Source organism: Spirillospora sp. CA-108201 (assembly GCF_050936235.1).
Classification (GTDB): Bacteria; Actinomycetota; Actinomycetes; order Streptosporangiales; family Streptosporangiaceae; genus Spirillospora.
Genome location: NZ_JBNJNE010000001.1, coordinates 7,100,950 through 7,122,436, shown reverse-complemented (window position 1 = coordinate 7,122,436; position 21,487 = coordinate 7,100,950). Strand labels below are relative to the sequence as shown.

Sequence of the window (21,487 nt, the reverse complement as noted above, 5' to 3'; positions counted from 1 at the left end):
GCATGATATGCCACATGATTTTCCGCCGCCCCCGCTCCCGCTGATCGCATTTCCCAGAAGCCGATCGCATTGTGAGCCCGCTCACGCCACGCGAACGCCCCGGGGAACCCGGTGAAGAGGCGTGCGCAGGCGGGAGGTCGTGATCACCACGGCGCCTCCCGCGAGAGCCAGATCGAAGGCCAGCCCCCACGGCCACACCGCGGGCCCGCCCCGGCGGTGCGGCTCGTAGCCGTCGTCCCCCTCGCGGAGCCCGCGCACGCCGCGGCTGATCTGCCCGAGCGGGTCCGACGACGCCGAGCGGGTGATCACCTGGTCGCCGACGACGATCCGGCGCTCGGGCAGGCGCGGCGCCGCGTCGGCGAGCGCGACGACCGGGTTCGGGGCCAGCAGCCACCAGACCCGCTCGGTGTGGTCCTCCTCGTACCCGCCGTAGGAGCCGTCGACGTGCTCGGACGTGAGCGGGACCGCCAGCGTGAACAGCAGCGGCGTCCCCACCAGCAGGCCGAACACGGTCAGGTAGGACAGCAGGATCGAGGTGACGCTGCGGGCCAGCACCGCCGACCAGGCCTGCGAGACCGCGCAGACCACGCCGATCATCAGCGCCGTCACGAGCAGGACGACGAGGGCCCGGCCCGCGCCGATGGCGCCCTCGGCGACCGGCAGCAGCAGGCTCGGCAGCGTCAGGAGGAGGGTGACCAGTCCGGTCCCCCAGGCGGCGGCGAGCTTGCCGAGCGCGATCTCGCCCGGGGTGAGCCGGGTGACCTGCAGCGTCGCGAGCGTCCCGCGCTCCCGGTCCCCGTTGACCGACTGGCCGCCGAGCGCCGGGGTGACCAGCAGCGTCAGCACCAGCACCCCGAGCAGGACCCCGCCGAACATGGGGACGCCGGGCTCGCCGTAGGAGGAGGTGTCGCCGTACTCCAGCGCCAGCCGGAACAGCAGCCCGAGCCCGTTGACGATCAGGAACCAGACCGCCAGGAGGATCTTCCAGCGGCCGGTCCGCAGCCGCGTCCTGCTCTCCTGCCGCGCCACCAGGCCGATCCCGCGCAGGGTCACGGCGCTCACCTCCGGTCCTCGGTCATCGCCAGGTAGGCCGATTCGAGCGCGCTGCCGGCAGGCGCCAGGCCGCTGACGGGCACGCCGGCGGTGACGAGCCGGCCCAGCAGCGCGGCCGCCTCGCCCTCGGTCAGCGGCCCGACCTCGGCGCCTCCCGCCGCGTCGGCCGCCGGCGCCCACGGCGGCCCGTCCGGCTCGCGGTCCAGCGCCGCGGCCAGCGACGCGGGGTCGAGCGCGCGGATCCGCCACCGGACCCGCGCGGACGCGCCGGCGATCTCCGCCATCGCGTGGTCCCCGGCCGTCCGTCCGCGGTCGACCAGGACGACCCGGTCGGCGATCTCCTCCAGCTCGCTGAGGATGTGGCTCGACACGAGCACCGCCACCCCGTCGGCGGCGAGGGAGCGCAGCAGGTCGCGCAGTTCGATGCGGGAGCGCGGGTCGAGTCCGGACGCGGGCTCGTCCAGCAGCAGGACGCGCGGCCGGTGCACGAGGGCCCGCGCCATCCCCAGCCGCTGCTTCTGCCCGCGCGAGAGGGCGTGGACGGGCTGCCCGAGCCGGTCCTCCAGGTGGACGAGGCTGAGCAGCGCCCTGATCCGGCGCGGCCGCTCCTGCTTGGACAGCCCGTAGGCGTCGGCGAAGAACGCCAGGTACTCGTCCACCGTGAGCTGGTCGTAGACGCCGAACGTGTCCGGCATCCAGCCGAGCGCCTCGCGGGCCCGCGCGGGGTGGGCGAGCGCGTCGTGCCCCGCGATCCGCACCGTGCCCGCGTCGGGCGCGAGCAGGGTCGCCAGGATCAGCAGCAGGGTCGTCTTGCCCGCCCCGTTGGCCCCGACGAGCGCCGTGACCTGCCCGTACGGGACGGTGATGTCGAGGCCGCGCAGCGCCTCCACCAGCCCGAAGCGCCGCCCCACCCCGCGCGCCTCGATCGCGAGGCCGCCGTCTCCTGCCACCCGTCACCTCCGCCACCGGGCCGGTCCCGATTCCGATGGGACGCGGCCCGCCGCCGAAGGGTTCACTTCATTTCGGGCGGTTCGCCCGGACCGGCGGCTATTCGACGGTGACGGACTTGGCGAGGTTGCGGGGCTGGTCGACGTCGTGCCCCTTGGCGGTGGCCAGCTCGCACGCGAAGACCTGCAGCGGGACGGTCGTGACCAGCGGCTGGAGCAGCGTCGGGACGGCCGGGACGCTGATCAGCGTGTCCGCGTACGGCTCGACCGACGCGTCGCCCTCCTCGGCGATCACGATCGTCCGGGCGCCGCGGGCCCGGATCTCCTGGATGTTCGACACGATCTTGTCGTGCAGGACGTCCCGCGCCCGCGGCGGCACGACGACCACGACGGGCAGGTCCTTCTCGATCAGCGCGATCGGGCCGTGCTTCAGCTCGCCGGCGGCGAAGCCCTCGGCGTGCATGTACGCCAGTTCCTTGAGCTTGAGCGCGCCCTCCAGGGCGACCGGGAAGCCCACGTGGCGGCCGAGGAAGAGCACGCACCGCTCGCCGGCCAGCGAGCGGGCCAGCTCCCGCACCGGCTCCATGGTCTCCAGGACCTTCTCCACCTTCTCCGGCATCCGTTCGAGGAGCTGGACCATGGCGAAGACCTCGTCGCCCCACTTGGTGCCGCGCACCTGCGCGATGTAGAGGGCGATGAGGTAGACGGCGACGAGCTGGGTGAGGAACGCCTTGGTGGACGCGACCGCGATCTCCGGCCCGGCGTGCGTGTAGAGGACGCCGTCGCACTCGCGGGGCAGCGTGGAGCCGTTGACGTTGCAGATGCCGAGCAGTTTGGCCTTTTGCTCGCGGGCGTGCCGGACGGCCATCAGCGCGTCCATCGTCTCGCCCGACTGGGAGATCGCGATGACCAGCGTCGTCGGGGACAGGATCGGGTCGCGGTAGCGGAACTCGCTGGCCAGCTCGACCTCGCAGGGCAGCCCCGCCCAGTGCTCGATCGCGTACTTGGCGATCAGCCCGGCGTGGAAGGACGTCCCGCACGCCACGATGATGATCTTGTCGACCTCGCGCAGCTCCCGGTCCGGGATGCGCATCTCGTCCAGGTGCAGGCGCCCGTCGGCGCCGATCCGGCCGAGCAGCGTGTCGGCGACGGCGCGCGGCTGCTCGGCGATCTCCTTGAGCATGAAGTAGTCGTAGCCGCCCTTTTCCGCAGCGGACACGTCCCAGTCGACGTGGTACTCCTTCACCTCGGCGGGGTGCCCGTCGAAGTCGGTGACCCGCACGCCCTCGGCGCGCAGCTCGACGATCTGGTCCTGGCCGAGCTCGATCGCGTCCCGGGTGTGCTCGATGAAGGCGGCCACGTCGCTGGCGAGGAAGTTCTCGCCGTCGCCGACGCCGACGACCAGCGGGGAGTTGCGGCGCGCCCCGACGACCAGGCCCGGCGAGCCGGTGTGCGTCGCGACCAGCGTGAACGCGCCCTCCAGCCGGCCGCAGACGCGGCGCATGGCGTCGGCGAGGTCGCCGCCGCCCTTCAGCTCGTCCTCCAGCAGGTGGGCGACGGCCTCGGTGTCGGTGTCGGAGCCGAGCCCGTGCCCGCCCTCCTCCAGCTCCGCCCGCAGCTCCGCGAAGTTCTCGATGATGCCGTTGTGGATCACCGCGACGGAGCCGGTGCAGTCGACGTGCGGGTGGGCGTTGCGGTCGTTCGGCGCACCGTGCGTCGCCCAGCGCGTGTGCCCCATCCCGAGCGTCCCGGTGGGCGGGGGCTCCTCCTCCAGGGCTCCGCGCAGGTTCACCAGCTTGCCCGCGCGCTTGGCCGTCGCCAGCTTCCCGTCGGCCAGCACGGCCACTCCGGCCGAGTCGTAGCCGCGGTACTCCAGCCGCGCCAGCCCGTCGACGACCACGTCGAGGGCGGAACGGCCGCCTACGTACCCCACGATTCCGCACATGGCGGCAACTCTATTCGGTGCGGCCCACCGGACCTACCTGCGAGGGCCGTCCAAGCATGACGCTAGCGTGGACGACCGGTGGAAACCCGGTGACCGGAACGCGGCCCGGTTAGTGTTCAGCCATGACGAGCGGATGGGACAGCGTGCCGAGCCCCTACGTGGAACTCTCCCGTGAGGCCTGGCGCCGCCTGCGCGAGAACACCCCGCTCCCGCTCACGCCCGGTGAGCTGGACGCCCTGCGCGGCCTGCGCGACCCGATCGACATCACCGAGGTCGAGGAGGTGTACCTGCCGCTGTCCCGGCTGCTCAACCTGTTCTTCCTGTCGGACGGGCGGCTGCGCGACACCGTCAGCGGCTTCCTCGGCGGCGAGGTGCGGCCCACCCCGTTCATCCTCGGCGTGGCGGGCAGCGTCGCGGTGGGCAAGTCCACCACGTCCCGGCTGCTGCGCACGCTGCTCGCGCGCTGGCCGGAGCACCCGAGCGTGGAGCTGGTCACGACCGACAGCTTCCTGCACCCGAACGCCGTCCTGGCCGAGCGCGGGATCATGGACCGCAAGGGGTTCCCCGAGTCCTACGACCGCCGCGCCCTCGTCCGGTTCGTGTCGGCGATCAAGTCGGGCGCGGCGGAGGCGTCGATCCCGTTGTACTCGCACCTGGAGTACGACATCGTCCCGGGCGCGGCGCAGACCGTCCGGCGCCCCGACATCCTGATCGTCGAGGGCCTGAACGTGCTCCAGGCGCCCCCGCCCGGCGGGCTGGGCGTATCCGACTTCTTCGACTTCTCCATCTATGTGGATGCGCGGGTCGAGGACATCCGGCAGTGGTACATCGACCGGCTCTTCGCGCTGCGCCGCACCGCCTTCACCGACCCGCGCTCCTACTTCCACAAGTACGCCCGCGAACTCGACGAGGACGAGACCGCCGCGTTCGCCCAGCGCGTCTGGCGGGACGTCAACGAGATCAACCTCGTCTCCAACATCCTCCCGACCCGCCCCCGAGCCACCCTCGTCCTGCACAAGGACAAGGAACACAGTGTTCAAAGGATCCGACTCCGTCGGATCTGATTCCTCTGTGTTTATTGCAGTGCTCTCCTCCTTCGGGCCTTGGCGGCCCTCCATCGTCGGGCACCGCGTGCGATCGCTGGCATCGCTCCGGCTCGCCTTGAGGCTCGCTGCGCGATCAGATTCTTGCTTCGCTCGAATCTGCCTTCGGACGCGATCGCGGCCCCCAGGTTGTTGCGTGGTTGCGGTGGTGGCCGGGGTCGGCGGCCACGGGTTCTCATCCGTGGGCTAGGCGGTCAGCGGGTCCAGGGGCCTGTTACGGCGAACGTGGTTCCCGGGGTGTAGACGTTGACGTACATCGTGCGCTCGTCGGGGGAGAACGTGACTCCGGCGAACTCGCCCCATTCGGGGGCGGTTTCGGTGCCGATGTTCTGGCGGTTGCGGGCCATCGGGTAGACGGTGCGGCGGCGGGAGACGCCGAAGACGTGCTGGGCTCCGTTGCCGTCCTCGCACACCATCAGGCCGCCCTGCGGCGCCAGGCAGATGTTGTCGGGCGACTCGCCGGGCTTCTCGACGTCGGTGTCCGGGCCGAACACGATGACGAGGGTGAGCCGGCGGTGGCGCGGCTCGTAGGACCACACCTGCCCGAAGTGGTCGGCCCGGGACCCGTCCTTCGTCTTCGCGAAGCTCGACACGAAGTAGACGCGGTCGCCGCCCCAGTAGCAGCCCTCCAGCTTCTGGGCGTGGGTGACGCCGCCGGACCCGAAGTCCTGGAAGCGGATCGGCGTCTGCGCCGCGAGCGGGTCGGGCACCTTCTTCCACTCGACGTGGTCGAACACGGTGCCGGGCTCCTGCACGACCGACAGGTCCGGGACGCCGGGGACGCACAGGGCCTCAAGCCGCCCGCCGGCCCGCAGGCTCCCGAAACCGCCGCGCGGCCGCTTCGGCTGGAACCGGTAGAACAGTCCGAACGGCTTCTCGAAGGCGTCCTCGGTCTCGTAGACGGTGCCGTCGCGCGGGTCGACGGCGACGGCCTCGTGCTGGAACCGCCCCATCGCGGTCAGCGGCTCGGGGACGGTGCGGCCCTGGTCGTACGGGTCGACCTCGAAGATGAAGCCGTGGTCCCTGGTGTAGTTCCCGGTGCCCGCCCTGTCCTCGGTCTCCTCGCAGGTCAGCCACGTGTGCCACGGGGTGGGGCCGCCGGCGCAGTTGACGGCCGTCCCGGCGATGGCGACGCGCTCGGTGTGCACGCGCCCGGCCGCGTCGACCTCCAGCGCGGTGCAGCCGCCGAGGCCGCCCGGGTCGTAGGTGACGTCCTCGACCGCCGGCACGCGGTGGGCGGCGTCCGGCCGGTTCTCGTGGTTGCGGACGAGCCATGTGCGGTTCCGGCGCCCGGGGAAGGCCGCCATCCCGTCGCAGTGGCTCGGCACCGGCCCCTCTCCCGAGCGCAGCGGGTCGCCCTCGCGGGACAGGACGGTGTAGCGGAAGCCGCGGGGCAGGTCCAGCAGCCCCTTCGGGTCGGGCACGAGGGGCCCGTAACCGTCGTGGCGGCCGGTCGGGGCGGCGGACGCGCTTCCGGCGAACAGCTGCTCCACGGATCCGGAGAAGGCGATCCCCGCCCCCACCGCACCCGTCCTGGCGAGGAGCCGGCGTCGCGAAACTGACATGAGCACACTCCCTGATGGATCGTTACAAGATCCTCTCGCCCGTTGTAACACGCGTCACATCGAATGTGAACCGCACCGGCCCCGAGCAGGGCGAACCGCAGGCCACGGCGATGCGTCTGAAGATCGATCGATACTGTCCGTGCCTGTCGCGAAACTGGAGCGATGACCGACACCCCCAGCGTCGAGGACGCCCCCGAGAGCGCTCTGCCCCGCCTGCTCGTCGAACCGCCGTGGACGCGCCGGGCGCCCGCGAGCGCCGGGCCGGTCGTCCTGAAGGGCCTGAAACGACCGAAAACGCCCACGGTGGAGTCCTGGCCGACCGGACTGCGGGACGAGTGGCTGAAAACTCCCCACATGTTCCCCAAGGCGTACGAGCCGTACTCCGAGGAGCCCGACTGGAAGGAGCTGGCCGAGCGGTTCCGCAGCGGCGACGCGCTGAGCGACCCGCGGGGCGGGGACCGCGGCCGCGGGTACTACTGGCTGGTGATGCGGGGCCCCGACGACCTGGCCGAAGAGCTCCTCGCCGACGAGCGCTACCACGGCGACTGGGACAGCTACGTCTACGTGGTCCCGCTGAAGCACTTCGCCGCCCGCCGCGGCCTCGCCGCCCACCGGCTGCTGCTCCGCGCGGTGAAGGGGCACGTCTCCTGCTCGGCGGCGCTCGTCCCGTTCCTGGACGACGCCACGGCGCAGATCATGATCGCGGCGCTCGGCCGGGTCGACGAGGCCGCGCGGCTCTGGTTCACCTGGCACGGCGCCGGCGCGGCCCCGTTCGTCGTCCCGGAGGCGCTGCGCAAGCCCGGCCCCAAGCGCACGAAGGCCGAGCAGGGCCTCATGCTGATCGCCCGCGGGCACGGCAGCGGCTGCCTCGTGGACGCGGCGCGGGAACACGGCGAGGAGGCGGTCGCGGCGATCGAGTCGCTGCGCACCGACCCGCTGGACCAGTACCCCGACGATCTGCCGGAATGGGACGAGGAGACCATCGCCAAGCTCCCGCGGGTCCTGCTGCGCGGCCGCGAGCGGGCGCTGCCACTGAAGGCCACCCGGCATTTCGTGACGATGCTGCTCATCTCCACTCCGCAGGACCCGTACCCGGGGTGCGAGCAGGTCATCGAGCTGTGCGACCCGGGCTCCCTGGCCGCGTTCGTCTCGGCTCTCGACGTCCACGACCGGGGCAGCGGGCTGTGGGCGTCGCAGGGCGTGCAGTACGCCCTCCGGCGCCTCGGCGACGCCGCGACGGCCGCCCGGCTGGCCGACCGCATGGTGCGCTGGGACAACTACTACACCTGGACGTTCAAGGGCTGGACGGCGATCGACGTCCTCATGGCGATCGACATGCCCGCCGACGACAGGCTCCGCCTTCTGGACCGCATCGCCCGCCGGGGCGCCGACGCCAAGCACCTGCGCCCCCGCGCGCAGGGCCGGTTGAACGCCGCCGCCCGCGATCGCGGGCTGGCCCCCGAGCAGCTCGCGGACCTGCTCGTCCCCGACCTCGGCCTGGACGCCGAAGGCTCGATGACGCTCGACTACGGCCCGCGCCGCTTCGTCGTCGGCTTCGACGAGCAGCTCAAGCCCTACGTGACCGACGGGGACGGCAAGCCCCGCAAGACGCTGCCGAAGCCGGGCGTCAAGGACGACGAGAAGCTCGCGCCGCTCGCCCACCAGCGGTTCGCCGACCTCAGGAAGGAGGCCCGGGCGGTCGCCGCCGACCAGATCAAGCGGCTGGAGAAGGCGATGGCGGCCGGGCGCTCCTGGACGCCCGGGGAGTTCCGCTCGGTCTTCGCGGGGCACCCGCTGATGCGGCACATCGCGCGCCGCCTGGTGTGGTCGGCGGACGGCGCCGCGTTCCGGGTCGCCGAGGACGGCACGCTCGCCGACGTCCACGACGACGGGTACGTCCTCCCGCAGGAGGCACGCGTGACGCTGACGCACCCGGTCCTGCTCGGGAAGGACACCGTGGCGGCCTGGGCCTCGGTCTTCGGCGACTACGAGATCCTCCAGCCGTTCCCGCAGCTCGGACGCCCCGTCCACGAGCTGGAGGACGGCGAGCGCGACGCCACCCGGCTGACCCGCTTCGAGGGGGCCACCGCGCATTTCGGCAGGTTCATGGGCATGACGTCCCGGGGCTGGGAGCTCGGCGACAAGGAGACCGGCGGGTTCCGCCGCCAGGTCAACCTGTTCACCCCGGACGGCCGGCACGTGATGGTCGCGATCGAGCCCGGCATCCGCGTCCTGGACCCCGAGGAGTTCGCGGAGCAGACGATCGAGCGCGTCATGCTGATGACCGGCCGCTACTCCGGGAAGGCGCATCCGTTCGGCGCGCTCGACCCGGTCACCGCGTCCGAGATGCTCGCCGAGCTGACCCGCGTCACCTCCTGACCCGACCCGCCGGCGGACCGGCGCCTCCGTCCACCGATCGGTGGACGGAAGGTTCCACCGGTCGAGGCTCATGCGCACCGGGGCCCCGCGGCCAGCATTTCCGGTATGACGGATCTACTCGTACGCATGGCCCGGTGGAGCGCCGGGCACCCCTGGCGCGGCATGGCGGCCTGGCTGCTGTTCGTGGTCCTGTGCCTCGGCATCGGCGTCGCCGCGGGCGGGCACGCGGCCACGACCGAGGACTTCCGGATCGGCGAGGCCGGACGGGGGGAGGCGATCGCCGCCGAGGGCGGGCTCCAGCAGAGGCCCGTCGAGCGCGTGCTGGTCACCGGCGGGGGCGCGGCCGCCGACGCGGCGGCGCGGGACGCCGCCGCGCGGATGGGGCGGCTGCCCGAGGTCGCGTCGGTGTCCGCGCCCGTGCGGTCCAGGGACGGGTCGGCGGTCCGCGTCGACGTGACGCTGAAGGGCTCCGAACTCCAGGGCAAGGAGCACGTCGAGCCGCTGCGGGCCGAGACCGCCGCGGTCCGGGCCGCGCACCCCGGCGTGCGGGTCGAGGAGACGGGCGGCCCGTCCATCAGCAAGGGCGTCGGGGAGCTGCGCGACGACGACCTCGCCCGCACCGAGATGATCGCGTTGCCGATCACGCTGGTCACCCTGCTGCTGGTGTTCGGCTCGTTCGCGGTGGCGGTCGTGCCGGTGGTGCTCGCGCTGACCTCGATCGTCGCGGCGATCGGCCTGTCGATGCTCGCCTCGCACGTCTTCCCGGACGCCGGGGTCGGCGCCAGCGTGATCCTGCTGATCGGCATGGCGGTGGGCGTCGACTACACCCTCTTCTACCTCAAGCGGGAGCGGGAGGAGCGGGCCCGCTCGGGCGGCCGGCTGGACGCGCGGGCGGCCGTGGAGACCGCCGCGGCGACGTCGGGCCGCGCGGTGGTGGTGTCCGGGCTGGCGGTCGCCGCGTCCAGCGCGACCCTCTACCTGGCCGACGACGTGATCTTCTCCTCGATCGCGACCGCGGCGATCGTCGTCACGCTGATCGCGGTCGTCAGCTCGCTGACCGTGCTGCCGGCGGTGCTGGCCAAGCTCGGCGGGTGGGCGGAGCGGCGGGCCGTCCGGCGCGGCCGGGCGCCGAAGCCGCCGCGGACGGGCGGCGGGCGGATCACCCGGGCGATGCTGCGCGCCACCGGGCGGCGCCCGGCCGTGACGCTGGCCGTGGCCGTGACGGCGATGCTGGCCCTGACCGCGCCGCTGCTGAGCATCGACCTCACCGACATGGGCCGCGACAGCCACCCGCGCGAGATCCCGGCGATGCGGACCTACGACCGGCTGAACGCGGCGTTCCCGGAGCTGAAGGCCATGCACCAGGTCGTCGTCAGGGCCCCCGCCGGACGCGCGGACGAGGTGACCGCGTCCCTGCGCGCCCTGGCGGAACGCGCCGGGAGCGACCCCCTGCTCGCCGGGACGTCCGAGCTGCGCACCTCGCCGGACGGGCGGATCAGCCTGCTCGAACTCGCGGTGCCGCACCACGTGAGCACCGACGCGGCGCGGCGCTCGCTGGAGCGGGTGCGCGGCGAGTACGTCCCGCAGACCGTCGGGAGGCTCGGCGTGGAGACCGCCGTGACCGGGGACGTGGCCCGCTACGCCGACTATCCCGAGCACCAGGAGGGCAAGCTGCCGTTCGTCGTCGGGGCGCTGCTGCTGGTGACGTTCGCGATGACCGTGTGGGCGTTCCGCTCGGTGGTCCTCGGGCTGATCGGCGTGGTGCTGAACCTGCTGTCGGCCGGCGCCTCGCTCGGCCTGCTCACCCTCGTCTTCCAGGGGACCTGGGCGGAGGGGGCGCTCGGCTTCACCTCCACCGGCTCGGTCGGCTCCCGCGTCCCGCTCTTCCTGCTGGTGATCCTGTTCGGGCTGTCGATGGACTACCAGGTGTTCGTGATCAGCCGCGTCCGGGAGGCGGCGCTGCGCGGCGCCTCGACCCGGCAGGCGGTGCTGGACGGGGTCGGCGGCTCGGCGAGCGTGGTGACCAGTGCCGCGTTCGTCATGGTCACGGTGTTCGCCGGCTTCGCCACCGTCCACATCATGGAGCTGAAGCAGATGGGCTTCGCGCTGGCGGTCGCGGTGCTGCTCGACGCCGCCGTCATCCGCGTCACGGTCCTGCCCGCGCTGATGCTGCTGCTCGGCGACCGGTGCTGGTGGCCCGGCCGGCGGAACCGGCGCGGCCCCGGCAGGACGCCGGACGGCGTGACCGGGCCCGTGCCGCAGAACATAGGCTGACCGGCATGGTGCAGCCCGGTGAACGTCCCCAGGTGCGGGCGCTCCGCAGGTGGTACGCCGCCGCCTGGATCCTGTTCGGACTGGTCCCGTCCGCCCTGGCCGTGGCGGACGAGCCGGACTCCACCAGGGCCCCGACGCTGGTGCTGCTGTCCGTTCTCGGGCTCTGCTACCCGGTCACGGAGACGTTCCCCGGGAACCCCGTGGTCCGCCGGTACACGTTCCTCGGCGTGCTGGCCGCGGGGATCGGCGCCGTCTCCTTCCTGATGGGCGGCGCCGCGTCCCTGCTCATCGCGTCCCTCCCGCACTTCTGGATTTTCGCGGGCAGCCCGCGGCGCGCGGTGCTGCTCAGCGGCGCCGGCGCCGCGGCCGCGGTCGCCGGCGGCGCCGTCCGGCACGCCCCGGACGGGGAGCCGCTCAGCGGCAACTCGATCGCCGCGCTCGTCGGGTACGCGGCCGGGGTCCTGCTCGGGCTGTGGATGAACCGGGTGGTCGGGCAGCACGACGAGCGGGCCCGGCTCCTTGAGGCCGGCCTGGCCGACGCCGAGCGCCGCCTCGCCGAGGCGCAGCGCCGGCAGGGCGCCGCCGACGAGCGCGAACGGATCGCCCGCGAGATCCACGACACGCTCGCGCAGGGGCTGGCGTCCATCGTCGTCCTGGCGGAGGCGGCCCGGGACGGCCTGCGCTCCGACCCGGACCGCAGCGGCCGCCAGCTCACGTCGATCGAGCAGACGGCGCGGGAGAACCTCGCGGAGGCGCGCGTCCTCGTCGGCGCGGCGTCGCAGGGCAGCGTCGCCCCCGCGTCGATCACCCGGACCCTGCGCCGCACCCTCGACCGGTTCGCCGAGGACACCGGGCTCACCGTCCACGCCGAGCTGCCCGACGTCGAATGCGACCAGACGACCCGGATCGCGCTGCTGCGCTGCACGCAGGAGTCGCTCGCCAACGTCCGCAAGCACGCCGCCGCGTCCACGGTCGGCGTCCTGCTCGAACGGGGTCCGCACGGCGTCGAGCTGGAGATCACCGACGACGGGCGCGGGTTCGCGGTCCCCGGACCGCGCGGCTTCGGCCTCGACGGCATGCGCCGCCGCCTCGCCGAACTGGGCGGCGAGCTCACCGTGACCAGTTCCCCCGGCGAGGGCACCCGCATCCTCGCCATGATCCCCGCGAGGACGTGAGATGACCGCGAAACTCAGGATCATCGTGGTGGACGACCACACGGTCATGCGCGCGGGCGTCGTCGCGCTGCTGGCCGCCGAGCCCGGCATCGAGATCGTCGGGGAGGCCGGCGACGGCCGGGAGGCGATCGCCCTGGCCGAGCGGCTGCGGCCCGACGTCGCGCTGCTCGACCTGCGGATGCCCGTGCTGGACGGCGTCGCGGCCACCGGCGAACTCGGCCGCCTCGGGACCCGCGTCCTCGTCCTCACCACCTACGACACCGACACCGAGATCGAGCGCGCGATCGAGGCCGGGGCCGTCGGCTACCTGCTCAAGGACACCACCCGCGACCAGCTGGTCGACGCCATCCGTTCGGCGGCGCGCGGCGAGACCGTCCTCGCGCCCCGCGTGGCCGAGAAGCTCGTCGCCCGGATGCGCCGCCCGGAACCGGTCGCGCTGACCGCCCGGGAGATCGAGGTGCTCCGGGCGGTCGCCGACGGCCTGTCCAACGCCGAGATCGGGCGGCGGCTCGTCATCGCGGAGGCGACGGTCAAGACGCACCTGCTCCGCGTCTTCGCGAAACTCGACGTCGCCGACCGCACCCGCGCCGTCGTCGTCGCCCTCGACCGCGGCCTCCTGCCCCGCTAGTCGGCGCTGGCGACGGGCAGGGAGCGGAGCCGGAAGGTGGCGAGGAACGCCCCGACGAGCGTCACCGCGACCAGCAGCCCGACCGCCACGGGCAGGTCGACCGTCGACCTCACCGGCGACGCGTCGGTGAGCGCGTCCGTCACCGACAGGCACCACTGCTGGATGGACGCCGACTTGGCGCCCGGCGCGAAGTTGCCGAGCAGCGACTCCCACACCAGCGCGTACAGCAGGCCGATCGTGACGGCGTTGCGGCTCGCGACGGCCAGCGCGACGAACACCGCGCTGTAGACGACGCCGCCGATCAGCACCCCGATCGCGAACGCCGGCGTCAGCTGCGCGGTCGTCCCCGTGAGGACCAGCCCCGCCAGCAGCGTCGGCACCGCCGCGAACGCCGTCACCAGGACGATCGCCACGACCAGCTTCGTCAGCACGATCACCTCGCGCGGGACCGGCTTGGTCAGCACGTACATGATCTGGCCGTCGTCGATCTCCGGGCCGATCACTCCGGTCCCGGCGATCAGCGCGAGCAGCGGCAGCAGCGTCGCCAGGCCGAACTTCTGCAGGACGCCCGCCGAGATGTCCAGGTCGTCGTTGCCGGTCGCCTTCAGCGCCGCCGCCAGCACCAGCAGGAGCAGCGGCAGCCCCAGCAGGAGCAGCGCGCGCTTGCGTCCGAGCATCGCCCGGAACGTGATCATCGCGATCGTGCCATTCATCGGGCCACCAGGTAGGAGAAGACGCTTTCGAGGGACTCGTCGGCCGGGGAGACCTCCCACAGGCGCACGCCCGCGTCCCGGGAGACCTGCGGGAGCAGCCAGGTGAAGCGCTGGAAGTCGACCGCCTCGACCTGCAGCCCCTTGTCGGTGAGCTGGACGCTGCGGGCCGACCCGTCGGCGATGACGGCGGCGGCGAGCCGCCGGTCGTCGGACGAGCGGACGAGGAAGATGTGCGGCCGGTCGGTCATCAGCCGCCGGATCTTGCGGAAGTCGCCGGACGCCGCGTGCCGCCCCGCCACGATCACCTCGATGTGGCTGGCGAGCCGCTCCACCTCCTCCAGGATGTGCGAGGAGAACAGGATCGTGCGGCCCTCGGCGGCCATCCGCTGGATGAGGTCCATCAACTGGAGCCGCTGCCGCGGGTCCATGCCGTTGAACGGCTCGTCCAGCAGCAGCACGGGCGGGTCGTGCACCAGCGCCGACGCCATCTTGATGCGCTGCTTCATGCCCTTGGAGTAGTTGCCGATGGGGCGCCCGGCCGCGTAGTCCATCTCCACCAGGCCGATGGCGCGGCGGGCGGCGGCGCGCGGATCGGGCAGCTTGTGCAGCTTGGCCATCGCGAGGATGAACTGCTCGCCGGTGAGGAAGTCGTACGCCGACTCCCGCTCGGGCACGAGCCCGAGGCTGCGGTAGACGCCCGGGTTCCGCCAGATCGGCGTCCCGTCCAGCGTGACGGAGCCGGACGACGGCGCGAGGAACCCGCCCATCATGTGGATGAGCGTCGACTTGCCCGCCCCGTTCGGGCCGAGGAGCCCGGTGACGCCCGGCCCGACCTTCATCGTCACGCCGTTGACCGCGACGACGTTCCCGTACCACCGGGACACGTTCTCCAGTATCAACTCACTCATGCTGTGCTCCTTCGCGGGGGGACGACCCCCCGCACCCCCCGGTTCGCTTCGCTCAACCCGGCTCCCCGTGGGGGGACGACCCCCCACACCCCCCGGTTCGCTTCGCTCATTTAGGAGAGCCCCGCCTTCCGGAACCTGCGGTACAGCACCGCGACCGAACCGAGGACGATCAGGGCGCACACCGCGAGCGCGACCACGCCGCCGGCGACGCCGGACGGCACCCCGGCCGACGACGACTGGGCTCCGAGCAGCCGCACCTGGACGATGTCGACCAGGTTGAACGGCGTGAACAGCCCCGCCCAGCCCTGGAGGGTGAAGTTCGTCTGCGCCTCGGCGATCCCCTGGACCGCGCCGACGAACGCCGCGCTGATCATGTAGACGGCGATGACCGCGGCGACCCCGAACCCGCGCCGCGGGGTGAACGCCGCGACGACCATCCCGATGGCGGCGAGGACGAGCGCGAACAGCACGCAGCCGACGAGCGCGCCGAGGTACTTCAGCAGCTGCTCGCCCGGATCCGGCATCTTGGAGATCAGCCCGCCGACGTACAGGACGGTGACGGGCACCGCCGTCAGCGCGAACAGCGCGCTCGCCATCGCGGCGGCCTTCGCCAGCACGAAGTCGAGATGGCCGACCGGGCGGGAGAAGTACAGCGGGATGACGTGGAAGCGCACCTCCCGCGAGGCCAGCACCGGCGCCTGCGTGGCCAGGAAGATCGCCACGATGACCTGCATGATGTTGGCGTAGGAGGCGTAGCGGAAGAGCGCGTCCTCCTGCTTGGTGAAGGCGAAGGCCGCGACCGACCCCGCGGCCGGCAGCAGCATGATCGCCGCCAGCAGGAACGGCATCACCTTCGCCCGCGCGGGACGGCCGAGCCCGAAGGCGGCGCGCAGGTTGTGCACGTACAGCGACCGCAGCACGTACGCGCGGCCGTTGCGGCGCCCGTCGTAGTGCCGGTAGCCGATGTCGTGGATGGTGCTGGTGCTCATCGCGGCGCTCCCTGCTGGACGTCACCGGGCTGGACGTCACCGGGCCGCGCGCCGCCGGGCGGGGCCTGCGGTGCGGGCGGCGTCTGGAAGACCTCTTCGATGTGGTGGCGCCGCTGCTCCATCCGGATCAGCCGGAGCCCGAGCTCCGCGACGCCGTCGCGCACCAGGTCGTAGGTCTGCTCGCCGGCGATGTCCACGACGAGGAACCGGCCCTCCGGACGGACGGCCACGCCCTGGTCGTGGAGGTGCCGCCCGAGCGTGTCGCGTCCCTCGTCCACCTCGACGGTGAGGACGCCGCTCTCGGCCGTGTACGCCTCGACGGCCTGGGAGCGCAGCAGCTTCCCGCCGTCGACGATGACGACGTGCTCGCAGACCCGCTCCAGCTCGCCCAGCAGGTGCGAGGTGACGAGGACGCTGATCCCGAACTCGGTGCCGATCCGGCGGATCAGGTCGAGCATCTCGTCGCGCCCGGCCGGGTCGAGGCCGTTGGTGGGCTCGTCCAGGAAGACGAGCTTCGGGTCGTGGACGAGGGCCTGCGCGAGCTTCACCCGCTGGCGCATTCCCGTCGAGTAGCCGCCGATGGGGCGGTAGCGCTCCTCGTACAGGCCGACGTGCCGCAGGGTGTCGGCGGCGCGCTCGCGGGCCGCGGTCGGCGGCAGACCGCACATCCGGGCCATGTGCACGACGAACTCGGTCGCGGACACGTCCGGCGGCAGGCAGTCGTACTCGGGCATGAAGCCGACGCTCTCGCGGATCCGCAGGCCCTCGCGGGCGATGTCGAGGCCGAGCACGGTCGCGGTCCCGGAGGTGGGCGGCAGCAGCCCGAGGAGGATCTTGATGAGCGTCGACTTGCCGGCGCCGTTGGCGCCGACCAGGCCGACGACTCCGGGCTCGACGGCCACCGAGAGGTCGTCCAAGGCGGTCACCCGGGGGAACCTCATCGTCAGGCCCTGGGTGGCGATGATGGGCATACCGTCGAACCTAGCGGCTGGCTCCGCGCGGCACGTCCCCCTGAAGGGCGATCAGAGGGAAGCCTTTCGTCCGATGCCGGAGCGACCTAAGTTCCCCGCGGCGCACTCCTTCGGCCGCGCCGGCGCAGCACGACGGCCCACACGGCCCGCTGGAGGAGCAGGGTCAGCGTCCCCGCGATGATCATTCCGGCGACGTTGACGCCGAGCTGGAGCAGCGACCCGTTGATCTCGCTGCCGTGCCTGAGCGCCATCGCGACCGCGAGGTTGCCCGCCGCGGGCACGGTGGTGACCGAGATGAACACCCCGACCAGCGCCGACGACTTGCCCGCGGTGAGCGACAGCACGCCCGCGGCGCCGGCGAGCAGCGCGACGATGAACGACCAGCGGTCGGGGCTGTAGATGAACGCGGTGAGCGGGCGGTCGGCCGGCAGGCGGTCCAGCTCGATCACGCCGGTCCACCGGGCCGCCAGCGCGCACGCGTAGGTGACCGCGATCGCCGCGGCGAACCCGATGACCAGCGCCCGCAGCGCGTGCACGATGCGTCCGGGCTGGAGCCGGGCCAGCCCGAAGCAGATCGCCGCGATGGCCGCGAACTCCGGTCCGAGGACCATGGCGCCGACCACCAGCACCGGCGAGTCGATCAGCGCCGCGATCGCGGCGAGCTGCGTCGCCAGCACGAGGAACGCGACGAACGACCAGGTCAGCGCGGTCCCCTCGCTGACCTGCCGGTCCAGTTCCTCCCAGACGACGGCGTCGTCGCCGTGCCCCGGCGCCAGGTCCTCGGCCACCTCGGCCCGGTCGGAGAGCGTGAGGTCGACCTTGTCGAGGGCGATCGACCCGTCCCGGTCGACGCCGAGGGCGCGCAGCGCGTCCAGTACCTCGTTGGCCGACTCGCGGGCGATGTCGGCGGTCACGAGGTCGCCCTGCGGGGCGCGGGCGGCGCCCTCGATCACGACGACGTTCGCGGCGCCGGCGCAGGCCGCCAGCTCCTTGCAGACCGCTTCCGTCCGGTCGGCCGGGACGATCGCTCTGAGATGCAACACGGGCTAATCGTGCCGCATGGATCGCGGTGCCGCGTCCCGGGCGGAACCGGAGGAAGACCAGGCCACAATGATTGATCGATTATTTACCTCCAAGAGGGCAAAAACCCTCAGAAACTCCCCCCAGGACGGTGAAGTCATGACACAGCCTCCAGTGCTGATGAAGGCCGCGCGGACGGCCGCGGCGGGCCTCGCGCTCGCCGTCCCGCTGGCGACGGCGGGCTGCGAGGGCGACGTGGGCCTCTCGCAGACGGGATCGCCCTCGTCCGGCTCGACCAAGCCCGCCTCGGGCGAGGCGGGCAAGGCGCGCAGGAACCTGTCGGGGCTGCGGATCGCGTCCGCCGCCGACGGCGGCTACCGGCGCGACAAGTTCGGCACGCGCTGGAAGGACACCGACCACAACGGCTGCGACCAGCGCAACGACGTCCTCGCCCGCGACCTGACGAAGGTCGAGAAGAAGGGCCGCTGCATCGTGCTCTCCGGGAGTCTCGACGACCCCTACAGCGGCAAGCAGATCTCCTTCGAGAAGAAGAAGGACGCCGCCGAGGTGCAGATCGACCACGTCTACCCGCTCGCCCTCGCCTGGCGGATGGGCGCCTCCCGCTGGAGCGAGGACCGGCGCGAGCAGTTCGCCAACGACCACGACAACCTGCTCGCCGTCTGGGGCGTGCCCAACCGGGAGAAGAGCGACTCCGGCCCCGGCGAGTGGAAGCCGCAGAAGGGCTTCCAGTGCGTCTACGCGATCAAGTACGTCGCGGTCGCGAAGGAGTACTCGCTCCCGGTGACGCGCTCCGACCACGACGCGCTCCAGAACTTCCTCGCCCGCTGCTGACCGGCCGTAGGCTCGTCCCATGAGCGAATCGCGCGGCGAGGGAGCCGACAAGGACGTGGAGAGCGCCGAGCGGGAGCTGCCGCGGGTGCGGACGGAGCGGGGCGTGGGGGCGCGGGCGACCGGGGCGGAGGTGACCGGCGCCTCCGCGACCGGTCTCACGCTGCGGGCCGGGAACGGGCTCGGCTCCCTGGCGCTCGGCGCCATGGCCCTCGGCGCGGTCGCGGTCGGCGCGGTCGCGATCGGCAGGCTCGCCGTGAAGCGGGCGGTCATCGGCCATCTCCAGGCCGGGACCGTCGAGATCGCGCATCTGAAGGTCGGCCGGCTGGAGATCGACGAGCGCTAGCCGGGCGGGGCGGCGCCCGCCCGGCCGGGCGCCGTGCTAGCCGAGGGCCGTGCGGACCACGCCGGCGAGGTGCTCGGCCACCGACTGGGCCTGCGCCTCGGACGCCGCCTCCACCATCACGCGCACCATCGGCTCGGTGCCGCTCGGGCGGATCAGGACGCGGCCGGTGCCGCCGAGGCCCTCCTCGGCGGCGGAGACGGCCGCGGCCAGCTCCGGGGAGGTCTTGGCCCGGTCCTTGTCGACGTCCTTGACGTTGACGAGGACCTGCGGCAGCCGCGTCATCACCTTGGCCAGCTCGTCCAGCGGGCGCCCGCGGCGGACCATCGCGGCGAGCAGGTGCAGGCCGGTGAGGACGCCGTCCCCGGTCGTCGCGTGGTCCAGCATGATCACGTGGCCGGACTGCTCGCCGCCGAAGCCGAAGCCGCCCGCCTTCATCGCCTCCAGGACGTACCGGTCGCCGACCGCGGTCTCCACGACGGTGATCCCCGCCTCCCGCATGGCCAGCTTGAAGCCGAGGTTCGACATCACGGTCGCGACCACGGTGTCGGCGGCGAGCGCGCCCGCCTCCCGCAGGTCCAGGGCGAGGATCGCCATGATCTGGTCGCCGTCGACGACCTCGCCGTCCGCGGTCACCGCCAGGCACCGGTCGGCGTCGCCGTCGTTGGCGATGCCGGCGTCCGCGCCGTGCTCCCGGACGGCCTTCTGCAGCGTCTGCAGGTGGGTGGAGCCGCAGCCGGAGTTGATGTTCAGCCCGTCGGGGGCGGTCCCGATCGTGATGACCTCGGCCCCCGCGCGGCGCAGCGCCTCCGGGGCGACGTCGCTGGACGCGCCGTTGGCGCAGTCGATGACGACGCGCAGGCCGTCCAGCGAGACCGGGAGCGTGGTCAGCAGGTGCGCGACGTACTGCTCGACCGCGCCGTGCGCCTCCCGGACGCGGCCGACGCCCGCGCCGGTCGGCGGCTCCCACACCTCGCCGAGCCGCGCCTCGACGCGGTCCTCCAACTCGTCGGGGAGCTTGTAGCCGCTGCGGTCGAAGAACTTGATCCCGTTGTCGGGGGCCGGGTTGTGCGAGGCCGACAGCATCACGCCGAGGTCGGCGTCCAGCGCGTGGGCCAGGTGCGCCACCGCGGGCGTCGGCAGGACGCCGAGGCGCAGCACGTCCACCCCGGCGCTCGCGAGGCCCGCCACGACGGCGGCCTCCAGGAACTCGCCCGAGGCGCGGGGGTCGCGGCCGACCACCGCGACCGGGCGGTGCCCCTTGAACGCGCCCTGCTCCCCCAGGACCCGCGCCGCCGCGACGGACAGGTCCATGGCGAGCGGGGCGGTCAGGTCGCGGTTGGCGAGTCCGCGCACGCCGTCGGTCCCGAACAGACGAGCCACAGTTCAACTCCCGATCAGAGAGAAGGTTCCGGAAAAGAGGCAGAGGACACCCGGAAACGCGGACGAGCCGCCGCACCCGGGTGCAGCCGGCCCTGGGGGCCGGCTGCGAAGTAGCCACGGGGTGCGACGGCTCGTGCCGTCGATCAACGCTTGCTGTACTGCGGAGCCTTGCGGGCCTTCTTGAGACCGGCCTTCTTGCGCTCGGGCACCCGCGCGTCGCGGGTGAGGAAGCCGGCCTTCTTCAGTGCCGGGCGGTGCTCGATGTTCGCGAACTGCAGCGCGCGGGAGATGCCGAGGCGCAGCGCGCCGGCCTGGCCGGTGGTGCCGCCGCCGTTGACGCGCGCGAGCACGTCGAACTGGCCCTCCAGGCCCAGCAGCACGAACGGCTCGTTCACGATCTGCTGGTGCACCTTGTTCGGGAAGTACTGGTCCAGGGTGCGGCCGTTGATCTTCCACTGGCCGCTGCCGGGAACGATGCGGACCCGCGCGATGGCCTGCTTGCGGCGGCCGGTGCCGGCCGCGGGGCCGGTCGCGACCGGCTGGCCGAGGAAGCCCTCGCCGGCGGTCTCGGGGGTCTCGGTGCTGTACTCGGAGGGCGCTTCCTCGTACGAGTCGAGCTCGGCGGCCTGCTCGGCGCCGGTGGTGTCGTCCACGGTTCTCCTCGGGGTGTTCTAGCCAGGGCGGCTGGCCCGTCAGTCGGGTGCCCCGGCGGCCTCTGCTTCCGGGTCGCGCACGATCGGCTCGTGCGCGGGCGTCACTTCTTGATCTGGCTGATCTGGGTGATCTCGAACGGGACCGGCTTCTGCGCCTGGTGCGGGTGGTCCGGCCCGGCGTAGACCTTCACCTTGCCGAACATCTTCCGGCCGAGGGTGTTCTTGGGCAGCATGCCCTTGATCGCCTTCTCGACGGCGCGCTCGGGGTGCTTGGCCAGCAGGTCGGCGTAGCTCACCGAGCGCAGACCGCCCGGGTAGCCCGAGTGCCGGTAGGCCCGCTTCTGCTCCAGCTTGTTGCCGGACAGCGCCACCTTGTCGGCGTTCACGATGACGACGAAGTCACCGGTGTCGAGGTGCGGGGCGTAGATCGGCTTGTGCTTACCCCGGAGCAGCGTTGCGACCTGACTGGCGAGACGGCCCAGCACGACATCGGTCGCGTCGATGACGTACCACTGACGCTGGACGTCAGCGGGCTTAGGGGTGTACGTGCGCACGGTCGTAAGCCTTCGTTTCTCGTCGACTCTCAGCG

At 72.7% G+C, this 21,487-nt stretch carries 19 protein-coding genes; 7 read left to right on the top strand and 12 right to left on the bottom strand.

Translation table 11 applies throughout. From position 1 onward, the window contains the following. Positions 1–81 precede the first annotated feature (81 nt). The 3 genes from ACQEU6_RS34315 to glmS all read right to left on the bottom strand — a co-directional run bounded on the left by ACQEU6_RS34315 (position 82) and on the right by glmS (position 3,945). Positions 82–1,062 carry an ABC transporter permease gene (locus ACQEU6_RS34315; RefSeq protein ID WP_499337510.1) on the bottom strand — a complete coding sequence of 327 codons (981 nt, stop codon included), beginning with the start codon at positions 1,060–1,062 and terminating at the stop codon, positions 82–84. Then, complete coding sequence (locus ACQEU6_RS34310; protein WP_499337508.1) at positions 1,059–2,003, bottom strand: ABC transporter ATP-binding protein; 945 nt, start codon at positions 2,001–2,003, stop codon at positions 1,059–1,061. The genes ACQEU6_RS34315 and ACQEU6_RS34310 overlap by 4 nt, the downstream gene beginning before the upstream one ends. Positions 2,004–2,100: 97 nt before the next feature. After that, on the bottom strand, positions 2,101–3,945 hold the full coding sequence (gene glmS, locus ACQEU6_RS34305) for a glutamine--fructose-6-phosphate transaminase (isomerizing) (RefSeq protein WP_499337506.1): 1,845 nt from the start codon (positions 3,943–3,945) through the stop codon (positions 2,101–2,103). Between the two features lie 122 nt (positions 3,946–4,067). Here glmS and coaA point away from each other — a divergent pair, with 122 nt between their 5' ends. After that, on the top strand, positions 4,068–5,009 hold the full coding sequence (gene coaA / locus ACQEU6_RS34300; RefSeq protein ID WP_499337504.1) for a type I pantothenate kinase: 942 nt from the start codon (positions 4,068–4,070) through the stop codon (positions 5,007–5,009). Positions 5,010–5,242: 233 nt separating this feature from the next. Here coaA and ACQEU6_RS34295 read toward each other — a convergent pair whose 3' ends face one another. Further along, positions 5,243–6,613, bottom strand: a complete 1,371-nt coding sequence (locus ACQEU6_RS34295; protein ID WP_499337503.1) for an alkaline phosphatase PhoX — start codon at positions 6,611–6,613, stop codon at positions 5,243–5,245. Positions 6,614–6,775: 162 nt separating this feature from the next. On the opposite strand from ACQEU6_RS34295, the gene ACQEU6_RS34290 reads away from it, so the two are divergent. From ACQEU6_RS34290 to ACQEU6_RS34275, 4 genes are all read left to right on the top strand, one after another. After that, positions 6,776–8,992 carry a DUF4132 domain-containing protein gene (locus ACQEU6_RS34290; protein ID WP_499337501.1) on the top strand — a complete coding sequence of 739 codons (2,217 nt, stop codon included), beginning with the start codon at positions 6,776–6,778 and terminating at the stop codon, positions 8,990–8,992. 105 nt (positions 8,993–9,097) lie between these two features. Further along, positions 9,098–11,266, top strand: a complete 2,169-nt coding sequence (locus tag ACQEU6_RS34285; RefSeq protein WP_499337500.1) for an MMPL family transporter — start codon at positions 9,098–9,100, stop codon at positions 11,264–11,266. A gap of 5 nt (positions 11,267–11,271) precedes the next feature. Next, positions 11,272–12,441, top strand: a complete 1,170-nt coding sequence (locus ACQEU6_RS34280) for a sensor histidine kinase (RefSeq protein ID WP_499337498.1) — start codon at positions 11,272–11,274, stop codon at positions 12,439–12,441. A 1-nt stretch (position 12,442) separates the two neighbouring features. After that, positions 12,443–13,069: a response regulator gene (locus ACQEU6_RS34275; RefSeq protein ID WP_499337496.1), complete on the top strand. Its 627-nt coding sequence runs from the start codon at positions 12,443–12,445 to the stop codon at positions 13,067–13,069. On the opposite strand, the gene ACQEU6_RS34270 is transcribed toward ACQEU6_RS34275, so the two are convergent. The 5 genes from ACQEU6_RS34270 to ACQEU6_RS34250 form a co-directional block, all read right to left on the bottom strand. Then, a complete protein-coding gene (locus ACQEU6_RS34270) occupies positions 13,066–13,782 on the bottom strand; it encodes an ABC transporter permease (protein ID WP_499337494.1) in 717 nt (238 codons plus the stop codon). The two genes, ACQEU6_RS34275 and ACQEU6_RS34270, sit on opposite strands and share 4 nt — an antisense overlap. After that, the gene (locus ACQEU6_RS34265; RefSeq protein WP_179845972.1) at positions 13,779–14,690 is read right to left on the bottom strand and encodes an ABC transporter ATP-binding protein; all 912 of its coding nucleotides are present in this window, start codon (positions 14,688–14,690) and stop codon (positions 13,779–13,781) included. Before ACQEU6_RS34265 ends, ACQEU6_RS34270 begins: the two co-directional genes overlap by 4 nt. A 110-nt stretch (positions 14,691–14,800) precedes the next feature. Further along, complete coding sequence (locus ACQEU6_RS34260; protein ID WP_499337492.1) at positions 14,801–15,679, bottom strand: ABC transporter permease; 879 nt, start codon at positions 15,677–15,679, stop codon at positions 14,801–14,803. Then, complete coding sequence (locus tag ACQEU6_RS34255) at positions 15,676–16,650, bottom strand: ABC transporter ATP-binding protein (RefSeq protein WP_499337491.1); 975 nt, start codon at positions 16,648–16,650, stop codon at positions 15,676–15,678. Before ACQEU6_RS34255 ends, ACQEU6_RS34260 begins: the two co-directional genes overlap by 4 nt. Before the next feature lie 86 nt (positions 16,651–16,736). Continuing rightward, complete coding sequence (locus ACQEU6_RS34250; protein WP_499337490.1) at positions 16,737–17,693, bottom strand: DUF389 domain-containing protein; 957 nt, start codon at positions 17,691–17,693, stop codon at positions 16,737–16,739. A 136-nt stretch (positions 17,694–17,829) separates the two neighbouring features. Here ACQEU6_RS34250 and ACQEU6_RS34245 point away from each other — a divergent pair, with 136 nt between their 5' ends. Beyond that, positions 17,830–18,522: an HNH endonuclease family protein gene (locus ACQEU6_RS34245; protein ID WP_499337489.1), complete on the top strand. Its 693-nt coding sequence runs from the start codon at positions 17,830–17,832 to the stop codon at positions 18,520–18,522. Between the two features lie 19 nt (positions 18,523–18,541). Continuing rightward, positions 18,542–18,865, top strand: a complete 324-nt coding sequence (locus tag ACQEU6_RS34240) for a hypothetical protein (protein WP_499337487.1) — start codon at positions 18,542–18,544, stop codon at positions 18,863–18,865. Between the two features lie 36 nt (positions 18,866–18,901). Here ACQEU6_RS34240 and glmM read toward each other — a convergent pair whose 3' ends face one another. The 3 genes from glmM to rplM all read right to left on the bottom strand — a co-directional run bounded on the left by glmM (position 18,902) and on the right by rplM (position 21,452). After that, the gene (gene glmM, locus ACQEU6_RS34235) at positions 18,902–20,245 is read right to left on the bottom strand and encodes a phosphoglucosamine mutase (protein WP_499337485.1); all 1,344 of its coding nucleotides are present in this window, start codon (positions 20,243–20,245) and stop codon (positions 18,902–18,904) included. A gap of 143 nt (positions 20,246–20,388) precedes the next feature. Then, positions 20,389–20,898, bottom strand: a complete 510-nt coding sequence (gene rpsI / locus ACQEU6_RS34230; protein ID WP_499337484.1) for a 30S ribosomal protein S9 — start codon at positions 20,896–20,898, stop codon at positions 20,389–20,391. 101 nt (positions 20,899–20,999) lie between these two features. Continuing rightward, positions 21,000–21,452, bottom strand: a complete 453-nt coding sequence (rplM, locus tag ACQEU6_RS34225) for a 50S ribosomal protein L13 (RefSeq protein ID WP_499337483.1) — start codon at positions 21,450–21,452, stop codon at positions 21,000–21,002. Between the last annotated feature and the right edge of the window lie 35 nt (positions 21,453–21,487).